Consider the following 17,167-nt stretch of genomic DNA (forward strand, 5'->3'; position numbering starts at 1 on the left):
GACAGACCATGCTCCGCCGTCTCTATCACGACCAACCCGAAAGCTTCGCCTTCACGGACGCCAACAAGGCATGGGCCGAAGGGCAGATCAGCAAGTATCCCGAGGGGCGTCAGGCCTCGGCGATCATCCCGCTTTTGTGGCGCGCGCAAGAGCAGGAGGGCTGGCTGAGCCGCCCCGCGATCGAAGCGGTCGCCGAGATGCTGGGCATGGCCTATATCCGGGCGCTTGAGGTGGCGACGTTCTACTTCATGTTCCAGCTGCAACCCGTTGGCAGCGTTGCGCATATTCAGGTTTGCGGCACGACGTCCTGCATGATCTGCGGGGCCGAGGACCTGATGGCGGTCTGCCGTGACAAGATCGCGGCCCAGCCGCACGCGCTGTCCGCGGATGGCCGGTTCTCGTGGGAAGAGGTCGAGTGCCTTGGCGCCTGCTCCAACGCGCCGATGGCGCAGATCGGCAAGGACTATTACGAGGACCTGACCGCCGACAGCTTCGCGACCATCCTTGACGAATTCGCCGCCGGCCGGGTGCCGACGCCGGGTCCGCAGAACGGCCGCTTCTCGTCCGAGGCGAAGGGCGGCCCGAACGTGCTGACCGAATATGCCGAGAACCGCGAGGCGCATAACGCGTCGGTCGCGCTGGCTTTGGACCTGAACGACACCGTGAAGCGGATCGACGGGACCGAGGTGCCGCTGACGACGCCGTGGCGCCGCAACGACACGACCGAGGCCGAGATCGAGGCGCAGAAGGAAGCGACCTCGCATCCGCGCCCGTCCGAGGATGTGCCCGCCGACGAAACCGGCGTCGACGCGCGCGAAATCTCCAGCGACGACAGCGCCGCGAAGCCCGAGTCCGACGTGACCGGCAACGTGTCGAACACCGAAGCGCCCGGAACGGCGACACCGTCGGCGGCCCCCGCCGAGACGGATGCAGAGGCCGACGCCGTGACCGAGGCCGCGAAATCGGTGAAGCCCGAGGACGCGAAACGCCCGGCCGCGCTGGACGCCGCACGCGAGGGTAAGGCCGACGATCTCAAGAAGATCAAGGGCGTGGGCCCCAAGCTCGAGTCGCTGCTGCACTCGCTGGGCTTCTACCACTTCGACCAGGTGGCCGGCTGGACCGCCGAGGAAATCGCCTGGGTCGACGCCAATCTCGAAGGCTTCAAGGGCCGGGTGACCCGCGACGAGTGGGTGAAGCAGGCCAAGGTGCTTGCCGCCGGGGGAGAGACAGAATTCTCGAAACGCGCTAAATACTGATCCCATGCACGCGTAACGCGACATGGGAGAGGGACGATATGGCTGACGGACGTAAAGGACTTTCTACCGAGGCGATGCTGGTGATTTCCGGCGTCGTGGGACTGCTTGTGCTGTTGTGGCTGTGGTTGCTGGTGACCTATGCCTTCTTCGGCGCCCTGCTGATGGGGCTTGTCGTGGGGGTCATGGTCTTCCTGATCCTGTATTACGGCTATGGCGACATGAAGGATGGCGGCGCGCATTCCGATGCCGATCCGGCTGCCTCGACCGCTCCTGCAAGCGACAGCACCGGCGCCGGTTTCGGTCTGAGCGCGATGGCGGAAGAGCCCGCATCGTTCAAGCCCGCGCCTTCGGAACCCGCCAGCGCACCCGATGCGGCGCCCGAGCCTGAGCCGACGCCGGTCAGCGCGGCCCCGGAACAGTCCATCGCCGCGGCTCCGGTAGAAGAGCCCGCCGACGCTCCGGTCGAGACGCCCGTGGCAGAGACCGCGCCCGAACCGGTCGTGTCCGAACCGACCGCCGCAGCGCCGGTGGCCGACGGAGAGGGCACAAAGCCCGAGATGATGACGGCGCCGCGCGAGGGCGGAGCGGACAATCTGAAAGAAATCAAGGGCGTGGGGCCGAAGCTTGAAGAGCTTCTGCACTCGCTTGGTGTCTATCACTTTGACCAGATCGCGGGCTGGGGCTCGGCAGAGGTCGCGTGGATGGACGAGAACCTGAAAGGCTTCCGTGGCCGCGTCAGCCGCGACGGCTGGGTGGAACAGGCGAAGATCCTCGCCGCCGGTGGCGAGACCGAGTTCTCGTCGCGGGTCGACAAGGGCGAGGTCTACTAGGAGTGGCGATGGCAGAGCCCACGGGCAAGGACAAGGCGCTGGCAAAGCAGTCGCGGATGGTCGCTGTGGTGATCATCGCGACGCTCGTGCTGTGGATGGGGGCGCAGTTCGCGGGGGCGCGGTTCGGGCTGACGGCCCGGACGGTGCTGCTGTTCGACCTGCTGGCGCTCGCCGCCTTTTTGTGGGCATTCATCGTGACGTATCAGATCTGGCGGAAACGCCGGAACAACGAAGGGTAACCGGACATGCTTGCCGACAAGGACCGCATCTTTACCAACCTCTACGGGATGCACGACCGCACGCTGGCCGGCGCGAAGAAGCGCGGCCACTGGGACGGCACCGCGGGCATTCTCGCGAAGGGGCGGGACTGGATCATCGATCAGGTGAAGGCCTCGGGCCTGCGCGGTCGCGGCGGCGCCGGTTTCCCGACCGGCTTGAAATGGTCCTTCATGCCGAAGGAAACCGACGGGCGTCCGGCCTATCTGGTTATCAACGCCGACGAATCCGAGCCCGCGACCTGCAAGGACCGCGAGATCATGCGCCACGACCCGCATACGCTGGTCGAGGGGGCGCTGATCGCCTCGTTCGCGATGGGGGCGAACGCGGCCTATATCTACATCCGCGGCGAATACATCCGCGAGCGCGAGGCGCTGCAGGCCGCCATCGACGAGGCTTATGACGCGGGCCTTCTGGGTGGCAACGCGGCGGGGTCGGGGTTCGACTTCGACCTGTACCTGCACCACGGCGCGGGGGCTTATATCTGCGGCGAGGAAACCGCGCTGCTGGAAAGCCTCGAGGGCCGCAAGGGCATGCCCCGCATGAAGCCGCCGTTCCCGGCGGGGGCGGGCCTGTACGGTTGCCCGACCACCGTGAACAACGTGGAATCGATCGCCGTCGTGCCGACCATCCTGCGGCGCGGGCCCGACTGGTTTTCCAGCTTCGGACGTCCGAACAACGCGGGCACCAAGCTGATGGGCCTGACCGGCCATGTGAACACCCCCTGCGTGTTCGAGGAATCGATGTCGATGTCCGTGCGCGAGATCATCGAAACCCACGGCGGCGGCATTCGCGGCGGCTGGGACAACCTCAAGGCCATCATCCCCGGCGGCGCGTCCTGTCCGGTCCTGCCGAAAGAGGCGCTGGACGACGCGATCTTCGACTTCGACTGGATGCGCGAGAACAAGTCTAGCTTCGGCACCGGTTGCATGATCGTGATGGACCAGTCGACCGACGTGGTGAAAGCCGTGTGGCGGCTGTCGAAGTTCTTCAAGCACGAAAGCTGCGGCCAGTGCACGCCCTGCCGGGAAGGCACCGGCTGGATGATGCGCGTGATGGACCGCCTTGTGACCGGCGACGCCGAGATCGAAGAGATCGACATGCTGTTCGACGTGACCAAGCAGGTCGAGGGCCACACGATCTGCGCTTTGGGCGACGCGGCGGCCTGGCCGATCCAGGGCCTGATCCGGCACTTCCGCGAAGAGATCGAGGACCGCATCAAGGCCAAGAAGACCGGCCGCGTCAGCGCGGTCGCGGCGGAGTAAGCATGACCTTCCAGACGACTCAATCGCCCGCCGCCCGCCGCGTGGTGCGCGGCCTTGTCATCGGCTCGGTCCTTGTCGCGCTGGCTGGCTGCGGCGTGGCCCGCAACGTCGGCGGCGCCGTCGGTATCGGCAGCGCAAGCCCGCGCGGGGCCAACCGGCTAGAGGTGAACGGCGTCACCTATCGCTCCAAGCTCGACATCAGCGGCGATGCGCGGCGCGACCTGACCATCACCGTCCGCCCGTTCCGCGCCAACCCCGAGACGGCGCTGGAAGCCGGGCGCTATCGCGCCACGGTCTACTGCCTGCGCAAGTTCGGCAGTTCCGAGACCGCGTGGACGGTGGGACCGGACACGCCGATTGACCAGTTGCCGATCACCGACGACTCGGTGACCCTGCGCGGAACGTGTACGGCGCGTTAAAAGCGTAACGTTTCGTGATGGTTCGGGGGCTGTCCGGGGCTGGAAAACGGCGGTGCCCCGCCCAACATGACAGGTCACGCGCCCGTGTCTGGACCGGTGACGGGATATTCGGCCTATTGGCCCAACCGTCCCCTCCGAAACGGACTGGCAGGCAACGACCTGCGGGGCGCGACGCGTACAGGCCCGGAGAATACCGATGCAGAAGTTCCTGAAGACCACCCTTGCCGCCGTTCTCGTCACGGCCAGCGCGGGCGCCGCGATGGCGCTGCCGCCGCTGGAGGACGACCCGCGCGTGGTGCGCGAGTTCTTTGCCGCCGCTGTCGGGGACGAGATCCGCAACAACTGCCCCTCGATCAGCGCGCGGATGCTGCGCGTCGTGGTACGGGCGAAAGAGCTGGAAAGCTATGCGCTGAAGCTCGGGTACTCGCAGGACGACATCACCCAGATGCGCAAAAGCCCCGAGGCGAAGGCCAAGCTTGAAGCGATGCGGGACAACTACCTTGCCAAGAACGGCGTGACGCCCGGCGATGCGGCCAGCTATTGCCGTCTTGGGATGGCCGAGATCGAGAAGAACACGCTGACCGGCTACCTGCTGCGCGCCAACTGAGCCGCGGCTTTGGCCCGGCGCGGTCTTGTGCGCGGCCATGGTTTCCTGACCTGATGTCCCAATCCGACCGGCCGCAGCGATCCCGCTAAGCGGCCGACTCGGCGTTGCGCGATCAACTTTGCGGGACATTCGGTATCGTTCCCGTCTGCGCGCCAGCCGATCTCTGTGCGTGAGGAAACGTCCGTATCCCCATTCGCCTTCACGAAACGGCAATTTTCTTTGGATAGCCCGATGGGGCGGCATCCGACGCGGAAAATGGGCCCGATCCGGTGCTGCGCTGCGGCGTTCACGGGCGCTAAGGCCTTGCAATACCGGGCCGGAGGAAATAGCCAATGGCAGAATGGCGGGGCCGTGTGTCTCGCGGCAACCGATAAGCTAGTCGCATCCGCGGCAGGCCGATCCGAAGGGAACCACACCCATGACCGATCTTCGGAAAATCATCATTGACGACAAAGAGATAGAAGTCGATCCGGCGATGACGCTGATCCAGGCTTGCGAGCAGGCGGGGATCGAGATCCCCCGTTTCTGCTATCACGAGCGTCTGTCGATCGCGGGCAACTGCCGGATGTGCCTTGTCGAAGTGGTGGGTGGGCCGCCGAAACCGGCCGCGTCCTGTGCGATGCAGGTGCGCGATCTGCGTCCCGGCAAGGATGGCGAGCCACCGGTCATCAAGACCAATTCGCCGATGGTGAAGAAGGCCCGCGAAGGGGTGATGGAGTTCCTGCTCATCAACCACCCGCTCGACTGCCCGATCTGCGACCAGGGCGGCGAATGCGACCTTCAGGATCAGGCGATGGCCTACGGCGTCGACTTCAGCCGCTACCGCGAACCGAAGCGCGCGGTGGACGATCTGGACCTCGGCCCGCTGGTCGAAACGCACATGACGCGCTGCATCTCCTGCACCCGCTGCGTCCGTTTCACGACAGAAGTCGCGGGCATTAGCCAGATGGGCCAGACCGGCCGGGGCGAGGATGCCGAGATCACGAGCTATCTGAACCAGACGCTCGATTCCAACATGCAGGGCAACATCATCGACCTGTGCCCGGTGGGCGCGCTGGTGTCGAAGCCCTATGCCTTTACCGCCCGCCCGTGGGAACTGACCAAGACCGAAAGCGTCGACGTGATGGACGCGCTTGGCTCGAACATCCGGGTCGACACGAAGGGCCGCGAAGTGATGCGATTCCTGCCGCGCAACCACGACGGCATCAACGAAGAGTGGATCAGCGACAAGACCCGTTTCGTCTGGGACGGCCTGCGCCGTCAGCGGCTGGACAAGCCCTATGTGCGCGAAAACGGCAAGCTGCGCCCCGCCACGTGGGGAGAGGCGCTGTCGAAGGCCGCCGCCGCGATGAAGGGCAAGAAGGTCGCGGGCCTTGTGGGCGATCTTGCCCCGGCCGAGGCGGCCTTTGCGCTGAAATCGCTGGTGGAAGGGCTGGGCGGCAACGTCGAGTGCCGCACCGACGGCGCAAAGCTGCCCGCGGGCAACCGCTCGGGTTATGTCGGCACCGCCCGGATCGAGGATGTGGACACCGCCGCGACGATCCTGCTGATCGGCACCAACCCGCGCGAGGAAGCGCCGGTGCTGAACGCCCGCATCCGCAAGGCTTGGCTGAACGGCGCCCGCGTGGCGCTGGTGGGCGAGGCGGCGGACCTGACCTATGACTACACTCACTATGGCAACCAGCGGTCCGACCTGCAGGCGCTGGTCGAGAAGGACCACAAGAACGCCAAGGGCAAGGACACCGTGGTCATCATCGGCCAGGGCGCGCTGTCCGAGGCGGACGGGTCCGCCGTTCTGGGCGCCGCGATGAAAGTGGCCGAGCTGACCGAGTCGAAGTTCATGGTGCTGCACACCGCCGCCGGCCGCGTTGGCGCGATGGACGTGGGCGCGGTGACCGAGGGTGGCATGGACGCCGCGCTGGACGGGGCGGACGTGGTCTATAACCTTGGTGCCGACGAGGTCGAAATCGCCGCCGGTCCCTTCGTGATCTACCAAGGCAGCCACGGCGACCGTGGTGCGCACCGGGCCGACATCATCCTGCCGGGCGCCGCCTATACCGAAGAGCAGGGGCTGTTCGTCAACACCGAGGGACGCCCGCAGCTTGCGCTGCGCGCCAGCTTCCCGCCGGGCGAGGCGAAGGAAAACTGGGCCATCCTGCGGGCGCTGTCCGCCGAACTGGACGCCACGCTTCCCTTCGACAGCCTCGCGCAGCTGCGCCGCAAGATGGTCGAGGCCGCGCCGGTGCTGAAAAGCGTCGGTTCGGTGCCCGCGAACGAGTGGCAGGCGGTCGAGCAGGGCAAGCTTGGCGACGCCAGCTTCCGCCCGGCGATCCGCGACTTCTGGCTGACCAATCCGATTGCGCGGGCCTCGGCCCTGATGGCCGAGTTGAGCGCGCGGGCGAAGGCGCGCGCCACCACGGCGGTGGCGGCGGAATAGGGTCCGGACGGGTGGTTGCGGCGAAGGTCATAGCAGGGCTCATCGGGCTGGGCGGGCTTGCCGCCTGCGCCGGGCTTGAAGCCGAGACCGTCGACCGCTCGCCGTTCAATCCCGAATACCGCGGCATCCAGACACGGCTGCTGGAAGACGACCTGGTCGAGTTCCGGGTCGCCATGCGCGGCGCCCGGACGGGCGAGGATGTCACGGCATACGCCGACTGCGCCGCGGCACAATACGCACTGATCCGGGGCTTCGGCTTTGCGCGGCATGTCCGCACAAATGTCGCCGAAGAGGGTGGCGTTTGGAAGGGAGATGCGGTTTACACCGTCTCACCCGACCTGCCGCGCGGACTCAGTACCATAGACGCAGAGGTCACGGTGGCGAACTGCGCGGAAACCGGCATACCGACGGTGTGAGTGGACATATGGCAGACTTCTTTTCGACCGGGCTTGGCATAACGATCATCATCCTTGCGCAGTGCCTGCTGATGGCGATCTTCCTGCTGCTGTCGGCCTATTTCATCCTCTACGCGGACCGGAAGATCTGGGCGGCTGTCCAGATGCGCCGCGGTCCCAACGTGGTGGGGGCCTGGGGCCTGCTGCAATCCGCCGCCGACATGCTGAAGCTGGTGCTGAAGGAAATCGTCGTGCCCGCGGGCGCCGACCGGGCGGTGTTCTTCATCGCGCCGATCCTGTCCTTCGCGCTGCCGATGGCGGCCTGGGCGGTGATCCCGTTCAACACAAGCTGGGTCCTGTCGGACATCAACGTCGCCATCCTGTACGTCTTCGCGATCTCGTCGCTGGAAGTGTACGGCGTGATCATGGGCGGCTGGGCGTCGAACTCGAAATACCCGTTCCTCGGCTCGCTGCGGTCCGCCGCGCAGATGATCAGCTACGAGGTGTCGCTGGGCCTGATCATCATCGGCATCGTCATCTCGGCCGGGTCGCTGAACTTCGGAGAGATCGTCGCCGCGCAGGACGGAAGCTTCGGCCTGTTCAACTGGTTCTGGCTGCCGCACCTGCCGATGGTGTTCCTGTTCTTCATCTCGGGCCTCGCCGAGACGAACCGCCCGCCGTTCGACCTGCCGGAAGCGGAATCGGAACTCGTCGCCGGCTATCAGGTGGAATACTCGTCGACCCCGTTCCTGCTGTTCATGGCGGGCGAGTACTTCGCGATCTTCCTGATCTGCGCGCTGACGACGCTGCTGTTCTTCGGCGGCTGGCTGTCGCCGATCCCGGGCCTGCCGGACGGCGCGCTGTGGATGGTCGGCAAGATGCTGTTCTTCTTCTTCATCTTCGCGATGGTGAAGGCGATCACTCCTCGCTACCGCTATGACCAGCTGATGCGGATCGGCTGGAAGGTGTTCCTGCCGCTGTCGCTTGGCTGGGTGGTGTTCGTGTCCTTTGCGGCGCATTTCGGCTGGTTCGGCGGCGCCTATGCCCGCTGGGCGATCGGGGGCTGAGGATGCGGGTGGAAACTGGAATTCGGGCGCACGCCGCCCAAACGACCGGAGGGTTGAAATGACCCAGATCGACTGGGGCCGCGCCTCGCGTTATTTCCTGCTGTCGGACTTCTTTGCCGGCTTCAAGCTGGGGCTGAAGTACTTCTTTGCCCCCAAGGAAACCATCAACTACCCGCACGAGAAGGGCCCGCTGTCGCCGCGGTTCCGGGGCGAGCATGCTCTGCGCCGCTATCCGAACGGCGAGGAACGCTGCATCGCGTGCAAACTGTGCGAGGCGATCTGCCCGGCGCAGGCGATCACCATCGACGCCGAGCCGCGCGAGGACGGCAGCCGCCGCACCACGCGCTACGACATCGACATGACCAAGTGCATTTACTGCGGCTTCTGCCAGGAAGCCTGCCCGGTGGACGCCATCGTCGAGGGGCCGAACTTCGAGTTCGCCGCCGAGACGCGGGAAGAGCTGTACTACACCAAGGAAAAGCTTCTGGAGAACGGCGAGCGGTGGGAAGCCGAGATCGCACGGAACCTGGAACTGGACGCACCGTACAGATGAACGGCCGCGGTCTGACATATCCCGGCGCCAGCCGGCGAATTCCCAGCAGGAATTCGGGACCCGTGGCAGGTGTCAGGGAGGGCCGCGCATGACCGATACCCCGAAGAACCCGTTCGACGATCTGATGAAGATGGGGCAGGACTGGGCCAAGACGATGGGCCCGATCATGGAATCCTTCACCCCCGCCGCGATCGAGAAGATGTGGCCCGTGATGCCCAAGGACGTGATGGAAGCGTTCTGGGGCAAGACGTGGAACCCCGAGGGCCTGAGCGCGAAGAACAAGCTTCTGCTGACGCTGCAGGGCCTCACCATCCTTGGCGCGCAGGCCGAGGCGCAGATCCGGCTGACCGTCCGCCACGCCCAGGAGGCCGGCGCGACGGAGCAGGAAATCACCGAGACCATCTCGCTGGCCGGCATGTTCGGCGGCGTCCCCGCGATGACCAAGGCGATGAACCTCGCCCGCGAGGTCATGACTTCGGGGCAGGAGGGACAAGCATGACGGTTGCCGACTTCGCATTCTACGTATTCGCCCTTGCGGTGCTTGCCTCTGGCCTGATGACCGTGGTCAGCCGCAACCCGGTGCACTCGGTCCTGTGGCTGATCCTCGCCTTCCTGTCGTCGGCGGGGCTGTTCGTGCTGCTGGGGGCCGAGTTCGTGGCGATGCTGCTGATCATCGTCTACGTGGGCGCGGTCGCGGTGCTGTTCCTGTTCGTCGTGATGATGCTGGACGTCGACTTTGCCGAACTGAAGGCCGAGATGGCGAAATACATGCCGCTGGCGCTGCTGATCGGGGTGGTCCTGCTGATGGAGCTGGGCCTTGTCTACGGCAGCTGGACCTTCGCGGACGGCGCGATGGGGCTGCGCAGCGCCGTCACCCCCGACGCGGGCGAGCTGCACAACACCGCCGCCCTCGGCGCGCTGGTCTATGACCGCTATATTCTGCTGTTCCAGCTTGCGGGCCTGATCCTGCTGGTCGCGATGATCGGGGCCATCGTCCTGACGCTGCGCCACCGCACCTGGATCAAGCGGCAGAACGTGCTGGCGCAGATGTACCGCGATCCGGCCAAGGCGATGGAAGTGCGCGACGTGAAGCCGGGGCAGGGCCTTTGAAGCTTTACGCCGTCATATTGGCCTTCGCCCTTGCCGCCCCGGCGGCACAGGCTTGCGAGCCGATCTACAGGGAAGGCGTCGACCGGTTCGACGGCCCGAACTGCGGTGTGACCTATTTCAAGGACGGCATCTCGGACGAGGGGATCTCTCCGGCGGACGATCTGGGCGGCGGCTTCGTGCGGCAGACCTATTTCGACGGGTTCGCCTGCGCGGCCACGCAAAGCGGCGTGGTGATCGACTGCAACGCGGGGCAGGCCGTGATCTACGGACCCTCGGCGCTGATCGAGTTCGCGGCAGAGCCGGGGCCGGAGAACGCGCAATACGCCGGCACCTATGCTGCGGTGGATGCCGCGGCGAAGGCGGGAACCCCGCTGCCGCTGGGCGAGATCAAGCGCCGCGCGGCGGGCATGGCCAACGCGGCCATCGTGCCCGTCGTCGGCAAGGCCATCGGAATTTCCAACACCGGGGCGCCGTCGAACCGGCGCTATGACCTCAGCTGCGGCTGCAAGGTCTTCTACCCGGGCAGCGCGGGGGCGTCATGAAGCGCCGGGCCGCACACGGGGTGATCCACGCGGGGGCGGGCTGGTGAACCAGTTCGCGCCTCTTCTGCCGCTTCTGGGGATGGCGGCGCTGTTCGTCACCGCCATCCGGCGGCGGCGGGAAAAGAAAAAGAGACTTGAGGGACGCAATGGTCGGACTTGAACACTACCTGGCGGTCGCCGCGGCACTGTTCGTCATCGGCATCTTCGGCATCTTCCTGAACCGTAAGAACGTGATCATCCTGCTGATGTCGCTGGAACTGATCCTGCTGTCGGTCAACATCAACTTCGTCGCCTTCTCGTCTTACCTGGGCGACCTGGTCGGGCAGGTGTTCACCCTGTTCGTGCTGACGGTCGCCGCGGCCGAGGCGGCGATCGGGCTGGCGATCCTGGTCTGCTTCTTCCGCAACCGGGGCACCATCGACGTCGAAGACGTCAACGTGATGAAAGGCTGATCCGCGATGGAACCCATCATCCTGTTCGCTCCCCTGCTGGGCGCCATCATCTGCGGGTTCGGCTGGCGGCTGATCGGCGAATACGCCGCCCAATGGACCGCGACCTTCCTGCTGTTTCTTGCCTGTATCCTGTCGTGGGCGGTGTTCCTGTCCTTCGACGGCGAGATGCGGCAGATCCCGATCTTCCGCTTCATCGAAAGCGGCACGCTGGCGGCGGAATGGGCGATCCGGCTGGACCGGCTGACCGCGATCATGCTGATCGTCGTCACCACGGTCTCGGCGCTGGTTCACCTGTATTCCTTCGGATACATGGCGCATGACGACAACTTCAAAGAGGGCGAAAGCTATCGCCCCCGGTTCTTCGCCTACCTATCGTTCTTCACCTTCGCGATGCTGTCGCTGGTCACCGCCGACAACCTGATCCAGATGTTCTTCGGCTGGGAAGGGGTGGGCGCCGCGTCCTACCTGCTGATCGGCTTCTACTTCCGCAAGCCGTCCGCCGGCGCCGCGGCGATGAAAGCCTTCATCGTCAACCGCGTGGGCGACTTCGGCTTCCTGCTGGGCATCTTCGCGCTGTTCTTCCTGACCGACAGCGTCGACATGGACATCATCTTCGGCATGGCGCCCGAGTTGGCGCAGACCAACCTGTCGTTCCTGTGGACCGAGTGGAATGCGGCGAACCTTGTGGGCGTGCTGCTGTTCATCGGCGCGATGGGCAAGTCGGCGCAGTTGCTGTTGCACACGTGGCTGCCGGACGCGATGGAAGGCCCGACCCCGGTGTCGGCGCTGATCCATGCCGCGACCATGGTGACCGCCGGCGTGTTCCTGGTCTGCCGGATGTCGCCGCTGTACGAATTCGCTCCGGCCGCCACCGCATTTATCGTCGTGCTGGGCGCGACCACCGCCTTCTTCGCGGCGACGGTGGGTCTGGTGCAGAACGACATCAAGCGCGTCATCGCCTATTCGACCTGTTCGCAGCTGGGCTACATGTTCGTGGCGGCGGGCGTGGGTGTCTACTCGGCGGCGATGTTCCACCTGTTCACGCACGCCTTCTTCAAGGCGATGCTGTTCCTTGGCGCCGGCTCGGTCATCCACGCGATGCACCACGAGCAGGACATGCGGAACTACGGCGGTCTTCGGAAAAAGATCCCGTACACCTACTATGCGATGCTGATCGGCACGCTGGCGATCACCGGGGTCGGCATCCCGCTGACCCACATCGGCTTTGCCGGCTTCCTGTCGAAGGACGCGATCATCGAAAGCGCGTTCGGCGCGCATACCGGCGTCGGCACCTATGCCTTCTGGATGCTGGTCATCGCGGCCATGTTCACCAGCTTCTACTCGTGGCGGCTGATTTTCCTGACCTTCTTCGGCACCCCGCGCGGCGACAAGCACACGCACGAGCATGCGCATGAAAGCCCGAAGGTCATGCTGATCCCTCTGGGCGTTCTGGCGCTTGGCGCGGTGTTCGCGGGGATGGTCTGGTACGGCCCGTTCTTCGGCGACCACGACCGGGTGAACCGCTTCTTCGGCATTCCGGCACATCACGAGGAAACCGTCGAGGGTCACGGCGAGGCCGCGGGTGAAGCCGCGGGCGATCACGCCGAAGCCGCCACCGAGGGCGAGGGCGAGGATCATGGCGCGGACGCCGTCGCGGCCGATCACGCCGAAGACCATGGCGAAGCGACCGGGGCCGAGGACGGACATGCCGTCGCGGGCGGCTGGACCGCTGGCGCGATCTATATGGGGCCGGACAATCACGTGATGGACGACGCGCACCACTCGCCCGCCTGGGTGAAGGTGTCGCCCTTCATCGCGATGCTGATCGGCCTGTTCGTGGCGTGGCTGTTCTACATCCGCGACACGTCGCTGCCGAAGCGGCTGGCCGAGAACCAGCGCCCGCTGTACCTGTTCCTGCTGAACAAGTGGTACTTCGACGAGATCTACGATTTCGTCTTCGTGCGGCCGGCGAAGGCTTTGGGCAGCCTGCTGTGGAAACGCGGTGACCAGGGCACGATCGACGGTGCACTGAACGGGCTGGCGATGGGCGTGGTGCCGTTCTTCACCCGCCTCGCCGGGCGGGCGCAGTCCGGCTACATCTTTACATACGCTTTCACCATGGTGCTGGGGATCGTCATCTTCATCACCTGGATGGTGCTGAGCTGAGCGGGGCCTGAGGTATGGACAACCTTCTTTCCATGATCACCTTCATCCCGCTCCTCGGAGCGGCGATCCTTGCGCTGTTCCTGCGCGGAGAGGATGAAGCGGCGCAGAAGAACGCCAAGTGGCTGGCGCTGATCGCGACGTCGATCACCTTCCTGATCTCGATCTTCCTGATCGCCCAGTTCGACCCGTCGGACACCGGCTTTCAGTTCGTCGAGGAACACGCCTGGCTGGTTGGCCTGACCTACAAGGTCGGCGTCGACGGGATCTCGGTGCTGTTCGTGATGCTCACGACCTTCCTGATGCCGCTGACGATCCTCGCCTGCTGGGGCGTCACGCACCGCGTGAAGGAATACATGATCGCCTTCCTCGTGCTGGAAACGCTGATGCTGGGCGTGTTCGTGGCGCTGGACCTGATCCTGTTCTACCTGTTCTTCGAAGGCGGCCTGATCCCGATGTTCCTGATCATCGGCATCTGGGGCGGCAAGGAACGGATCTACGCGTCGTTCAAGTTCTTCCTCTACACCTTCTTCGGCTCGGTGCTGATGCTGGTGGCGATGATCGCGATGTATGTCGATGCGGGCACAACCGACATCCCGACGCTGCTGGCGCATAATTTCGGGTCCGACACGTTCAGCCTGCTGGGCATCCAGATCGTCGGCGGCATGCAGACGCTGCTGTGGGTCGCCTTCTTCGCCAGCTTCGCGGTGAAGATGCCGATGTGGCCGGTCCACACCTGGCTGCCGGACGCCCACGTGCAGGCGCCCACGGCGGGCTCGGTCGTGCTGGCGGCGATCCTGCTGAAGATGGGCGGCTATGGCTTCCTCCGGTTCAGCCTGCCGATGTTCCCGGTCGCCTCGGACCTGCTGGCGCCGCTGGTGCTTTGGCTGTCGGCCATCGCCATCGTCTACACCTCGCTGGTCGCACTGGCGCAGCAGGACATGAAGAAGCTGATTGCCTATTCGTCGGTGGCCCACATGGGCTATGTCACCGCCGGGATTTTCGCGGCGAACCAGCAGGGCATCGACGGCGCGATCTTCCAGATGATCAGCCACGGCTTCGTGTCGGGCGCGCTGTTCCTGTGCGTCGGTGTGATCTATGACCGGATGCACACCCGCGATATCGACGCTTACGGCGGCCTTGTCACCCGGATGCCCGCCTATGCGCTGATCTTCATGCTGTTCACCATGGCCAACGTCGGCCTGCCGGGCACCAGCGGTTTCGTCGGCGAATTCCTGACGCTGATGGGCATGTTCCAGGCCAACACCTGGGTCGCGGTCGTCGCCTGTACCGGGGTGATCCTGTCGGCGGGCTATGCGCTGTGGCTGTACCGCCGCGTCGTGATGGGCGACCTGATCAAGGAAAGCCTGCGCTCGATCACCGACATGACCCGGCGCGAGAAGGTCATCTTCGCCCCGCTGGTGGCGATGACGCTGCTGCTGGGGGTCTATCCCAGCCTTGTCACCGATATCATCGGCCCCTCGGTCGAGGCGCTGATTTCCGACAACCGCGACGCGGTTGCGGCATGGGATGGCGGCACGACCGCCGTCGCGGACAATACTGCCAACGTAGAAGCGGGGCACTAAGCCATGACCTCTGCCGATTTCTCGATCCTTCTGCCCGAGATCATCCTGGCGATCTTCGCCATGGCCGCGCTGCTGTTCGCCGTCTATACGGGCAAGGACAAGACCGCGCCGATGATGGTCTGGGGCACCGCGGGCATCTTCCTGATCCTCGCGCTGTACATCGGACTGAACGGCGAGGGCGCGAACGAGGCGTTCGGCGGCCTGTTCCGCGACGACGCCTTCGCGCGGTTCTCGAAGATCGTGATCCTGATCTCCGCCGCCGCCGTGCTGGTCATGAGCCAGGACTACATGCAGAAGCGCGACCTGTTGCGGTTCGAGTATCCGTTGCTGGTGGCGCTGGCCGTGGTCGGCATGTGCGTCATGGTCTCGGCCGGAGACCTTATCGTGCTGTACATGGGGCTGGAGCTGCAGTCGCTGGCGCTGTACGTCGTCGCCTCGCTGCGCCGCGACAGCGTCAAGTCGACCGAGGCGGGCCTGAAGTACTTCGTGCTGGGGGCGCTGTCCTCGGGCATGCTGCTGTACGGCGCCTCGCTGACCTATGGCTTCTCGGGCACCACCGAGTTCGCCGGCATCATCGAGGCCGCGTCCGAGGGTGACATGCCGCTGGGCCTGCTGTTCGGCCTTGTGTTCCTGATCTCGGGCCTCGCGTTCAAGGTCTCGGCGGTACCGTTCCACATGTGGACCCCGGACGTGTACGAGGGCGCGCCGACCCCGATCACGGCCTTCTTCGCGACCGCGCCCAAGATGGCCGCGATGGCGCTGTTCGCCCGCCTGATGCACGACGCCTTCGGCGCGGCGCCGGGCGACTGGGGGCAGATCGTGGCCCTGCTTGCGGTGGCGTCGATGTTCCTTGGCTCGGTGGCCGCGATCGGCCAGCGCGACATCAAGCGGCTGATGGCCTATTCGTCGATCACCCATATGGGCTTTGCGCTGATCGGCCTTGCCTCGGGCACAGAGTTCGGCGTGCAGGCGATGCTGGTCTACATGGCGATCTACATCACCATGAACGTCGGCACCTTCGCCTTCATCCTGTCGATGCAGCGCGATGGCCGCGTGGTCACCGACATCACCGCGCTGAACATGTACTCGAAACGCGAGCCGCTGAAGGCGCTGGCGATGCTGATCCTTCTGTTCTCGATGGCCGGTGTGCCGCCGCTGGTGGGCTTCTTCGGGAAGTTCTACGTGCTGCGCGCCGCGGTCGACGCGAACATGGCGTGGCTGGCGGTGGCGGGCGTGATCGCCTCGGTCATCGGCGCGTTCTACTACCTGCGGATCGTGTACTACATGTACTTCGGCGAAGAGGGCGAGGCGCTGGACGGCGCGATGCCCGCACCGCAATGGGCGCTTCTGATGGTCGCGGCGGCGGTAATGCTGCTGGGGGTGGTGAACCTCTTCGGCATCGAAGGTCCGGCAGCGGCAGCGGCAGCGGCCCTTGTCCACTGATCCCACGACCGTCGGGGCGGGCGGCGCCTGGCCCGACGGATACGACCGGGTGCTGCTGGAGGAAACCGACAGCACCATGGCCGAGGCGCGGCGACGCGCGCCCGAGCTTGGCGGACCACTCTGGATCCTGGCGCGGCATCAGACCGCGGGGCATGGCCGGCGCGGACGCGCGTGGCAGCATCCCCCCGGCAACTTCGCGGCAACGCTGGTGCTGCCCGGCGCGGGCGATCCCGCACAGGCCGCGCTGCGGTCTTTCACCACATCGCTGGCCCTGTATGACGCCTTCGTCGCCCGCTGCGGCACGCGGGGGCAGTTCGCGCTGAAGTGGCCCAACGATGTGCTGCTGAACGGCGGCAAGGTCGCGGGTATCCTTTTGGAGGCGCTGCCCGGCGGCACCCTGTCCATCGGCATAGGCGTGAACCTGTCGCAGGCGCCGGGCGCGGACACGGTGGAACCGGGCGCGACGCCGCCCGTGAGCCTTGCGCAGGAATGCGATGCGCTGGTGCCGCCGCACAGCTTCCTCGACACGCTCGCCCCGGCCTTCGCCACGTGGGAACAGCGGTTCCTCACCTATGGCTTCGGCCCGGTCCGCACCGCGTGGCTCGACCGGGCGGCGCGGCTGGGCGACACGGTCACCGCCCGCCTGCCCAACGAAGAGGTGACGGGGCGGTTTCTAAGCATCGACGACGCGGGGCACCTTGTCCTGCAAACCCCTGCCGGGCCGCGAACGATCCCGGCGGCGGACGTTTATTTCTAGGGAGGCGGC

At 65.6% G+C, this 17,167-nt stretch carries 18 protein-coding genes; all 18 read left to right on the forward strand.

Going from position 1 to position 17,167, the window contains the following annotated elements; translation table 11 throughout:
• The first annotated feature begins 8 nt into the window (after positions 1 to 8).
• The 18 genes from ACP156_RS03470 (at position 9) to ACP156_RS03555 (ending at position 17,158) form a co-directional block, all read left to right on the forward strand.
• Positions 9 to 1,256 (forward strand): NADH-quinone oxidoreductase subunit E, encoded by a 1,248-nt coding sequence (locus ACP156_RS03470; protein WP_425049896.1) that lies wholly within the window; start codon positions 9 to 11, stop codon positions 1,254 to 1,256.
• A gap of 38 nt (positions 1,257 to 1,294) precedes the next feature.
• Positions 1,295 to 2,086 (forward strand): NADH:ubiquinone oxidoreductase, encoded by a 792-nt coding sequence (locus ACP156_RS03475; protein WP_425049897.1) that lies wholly within the window; start codon positions 1,295 to 1,297, stop codon positions 2,084 to 2,086.
• Positions 2,087 to 2,094: 8 nt separating this feature from the next.
• Positions 2,095 to 2,325: a DUF5337 family protein gene (locus ACP156_RS03480; protein ID WP_425049898.1), complete on the forward strand. Its 231-nt coding sequence runs from the start codon at positions 2,095 to 2,097 to the stop codon at positions 2,323 to 2,325.
• Positions 2,326 to 2,331: 6 nt separating this feature from the next.
• Complete coding sequence (gene nuoF, locus ACP156_RS03485; RefSeq protein WP_425049899.1) at positions 2,332 to 3,627, forward strand: NADH-quinone oxidoreductase subunit NuoF; 1,296 nt, start codon at positions 2,332 to 2,334, stop codon at positions 3,625 to 3,627.
• A 2-nt stretch (positions 3,628 to 3,629) separates the two neighbouring features.
• Complete coding sequence (locus ACP156_RS03490) at positions 3,630 to 4,046, forward strand: hypothetical protein (RefSeq protein ID WP_425049900.1); 417 nt, start codon at positions 3,630 to 3,632, stop codon at positions 4,044 to 4,046.
• A 196-nt stretch (positions 4,047 to 4,242) separates the two neighbouring features.
• Positions 4,243 to 4,653, forward strand: a complete 411-nt coding sequence (locus tag ACP156_RS03495) for a DUF5333 domain-containing protein (protein WP_425049901.1) — start codon at positions 4,243 to 4,245, stop codon at positions 4,651 to 4,653.
• 418 nt (positions 4,654 to 5,071) lie between these two features.
• Positions 5,072 to 7,090, forward strand: coding sequence for an NADH-quinone oxidoreductase subunit NuoG (nuoG, locus tag ACP156_RS03500; RefSeq protein ID WP_425049902.1), 2,019 nt, complete (start codon positions 5,072 to 5,074; stop codon positions 7,088 to 7,090).
• Between the two features lie 11 nt (positions 7,091 to 7,101).
• Positions 7,102 to 7,506, forward strand: coding sequence for a hypothetical protein (locus tag ACP156_RS03505; RefSeq protein WP_425049904.1), 405 nt, complete (start codon positions 7,102 to 7,104; stop codon positions 7,504 to 7,506).
• An 8-nt stretch (positions 7,507 to 7,514) separates the two neighbouring features.
• The gene (nuoH, locus tag ACP156_RS03510; RefSeq protein ID WP_425049905.1) at positions 7,515 to 8,552 is read left to right on the forward strand and encodes an NADH-quinone oxidoreductase subunit NuoH; all 1,038 of its coding nucleotides are present in this window, start codon (positions 7,515 to 7,517) and stop codon (positions 8,550 to 8,552) included.
• A 58-nt stretch (positions 8,553 to 8,610) separates the two neighbouring features.
• On the forward strand, positions 8,611 to 9,105 hold the full coding sequence (nuoI, locus tag ACP156_RS03515; RefSeq protein ID WP_425049906.1) for an NADH-quinone oxidoreductase subunit NuoI: 495 nt from the start codon (positions 8,611 to 8,613) through the stop codon (positions 9,103 to 9,105).
• An 88-nt stretch (positions 9,106 to 9,193) separates the two neighbouring features.
• The gene (locus tag ACP156_RS03520; RefSeq protein WP_425049908.1) at positions 9,194 to 9,604 is read left to right on the forward strand and encodes a carboxymuconolactone decarboxylase family protein; all 411 of its coding nucleotides are present in this window, start codon (positions 9,194 to 9,196) and stop codon (positions 9,602 to 9,604) included.
• Positions 9,601 to 10,215, forward strand: coding sequence for an NADH-quinone oxidoreductase subunit J (locus ACP156_RS03525; RefSeq protein WP_425049909.1), 615 nt, complete (start codon positions 9,601 to 9,603; stop codon positions 10,213 to 10,215). The genes ACP156_RS03520 and ACP156_RS03525 overlap by 4 nt, the downstream gene beginning before the upstream one ends.
• Positions 10,212 to 10,757, forward strand: a complete 546-nt coding sequence (locus tag ACP156_RS03530; RefSeq protein ID WP_425049910.1) for a hypothetical protein — start codon at positions 10,212 to 10,214, stop codon at positions 10,755 to 10,757. The genes ACP156_RS03525 and ACP156_RS03530 overlap by 4 nt, the downstream gene beginning before the upstream one ends.
• 146 nt (positions 10,758 to 10,903) lie before the next feature.
• Positions 10,904 to 11,209 (forward strand): NADH-quinone oxidoreductase subunit NuoK, encoded by a 306-nt coding sequence (gene nuoK, locus ACP156_RS03535; RefSeq protein WP_275633164.1) that lies wholly within the window; start codon positions 10,904 to 10,906, stop codon positions 11,207 to 11,209.
• Between the two features lie 6 nt (positions 11,210 to 11,215).
• Entirely contained in the window at positions 11,216 to 13,375 is a 2,160-nt protein-coding gene (gene nuoL / locus ACP156_RS03540; protein ID WP_425049911.1) for an NADH-quinone oxidoreductase subunit L, read from the forward strand.
• Positions 13,376 to 13,389: 14 nt separating this feature from the next.
• On the forward strand, positions 13,390 to 14,958 hold the full coding sequence (locus ACP156_RS03545; RefSeq protein WP_425049912.1) for an NADH-quinone oxidoreductase subunit M: 1,569 nt from the start codon (positions 13,390 to 13,392) through the stop codon (positions 14,956 to 14,958).
• A gap of 3 nt (positions 14,959 to 14,961) precedes the next feature.
• Positions 14,962 to 16,401 (forward strand): NADH-quinone oxidoreductase subunit NuoN, encoded by a 1,440-nt coding sequence (nuoN, locus tag ACP156_RS03550; protein ID WP_425049913.1) that lies wholly within the window; start codon positions 14,962 to 14,964, stop codon positions 16,399 to 16,401.
• A complete protein-coding gene (locus tag ACP156_RS03555; RefSeq protein ID WP_425049914.1) occupies positions 16,391 to 17,158 on the forward strand; it encodes a biotin--[acetyl-CoA-carboxylase] ligase in 768 nt (255 codons plus the stop codon). Before nuoN ends, ACP156_RS03555 begins: the two co-directional genes overlap by 11 nt.
• The last annotated feature ends 9 nt before the right edge of the window (positions 17,159 to 17,167 follow it).

The organism is Psychromarinibacter sp. S121, from assembly GCF_049801035.1.
Taxonomy (GTDB): Bacteria; Pseudomonadota; Alphaproteobacteria; order Rhodobacterales; family Rhodobacteraceae; genus Psychromarinibacter.

Coding starts and splice junctions, on each gene's coding strand:
- ACP156_RS03545 (WP_425049912.1), top strand. CDS start 13,390: ATGGACAACCTTCTTTCCATGATCACCTTCATCCCGCTCCTCGGAGCG.
- nuoN (WP_425049913.1), top strand. CDS start 14,962: ATGACCTCTGCCGATTTCTCGATCCTTCTGCCCGAGATCATCCTGGCG.
- nuoI (WP_425049906.1), top strand. CDS start 8,611: ATGACCCAGATCGACTGGGGCCGCGCCTCGCGTTATTTCCTGCTGTCG.
- ACP156_RS03490 (WP_425049900.1), top strand. CDS start 3,630: ATGACCTTCCAGACGACTCAATCGCCCGCCGCCCGCCGCGTGGTGCGC.
- ACP156_RS03495 (WP_425049901.1), top strand. CDS start 4,243: ATGCAGAAGTTCCTGAAGACCACCCTTGCCGCCGTTCTCGTCACGGCC.
- ACP156_RS03475 (WP_425049897.1), top strand. CDS start 1,295: ATGGCTGACGGACGTAAAGGACTTTCTACCGAGGCGATGCTGGTGATT.
- nuoF (WP_425049899.1), top strand. CDS start 2,332: ATGCTTGCCGACAAGGACCGCATCTTTACCAACCTCTACGGGATGCAC.
- ACP156_RS03470 (WP_425049896.1), top strand. CDS start 9: ATGCTCCGCCGTCTCTATCACGACCAACCCGAAAGCTTCGCCTTCACG.
- nuoH (WP_425049905.1), top strand. CDS start 7,515: ATGGCAGACTTCTTTTCGACCGGGCTTGGCATAACGATCATCATCCTT.
- nuoL (WP_425049911.1), top strand. CDS start 11,216: ATGGAACCCATCATCCTGTTCGCTCCCCTGCTGGGCGCCATCATCTGC.
- ACP156_RS03480 (WP_425049898.1), top strand. CDS start 2,095: ATGGCAGAGCCCACGGGCAAGGACAAGGCGCTGGCAAAGCAGTCGCGG.
- ACP156_RS03525 (WP_425049909.1), top strand. CDS start 9,601: ATGACGGTTGCCGACTTCGCATTCTACGTATTCGCCCTTGCGGTGCTT.
- nuoG (WP_425049902.1), top strand. CDS start 5,072: ATGACCGATCTTCGGAAAATCATCATTGACGACAAAGAGATAGAAGTC.
- ACP156_RS03520 (WP_425049908.1), top strand. CDS start 9,194: ATGACCGATACCCCGAAGAACCCGTTCGACGATCTGATGAAGATGGGG.
- nuoK (WP_275633164.1), top strand. CDS start 10,904: ATGGTCGGACTTGAACACTACCTGGCGGTCGCCGCGGCACTGTTCGTC.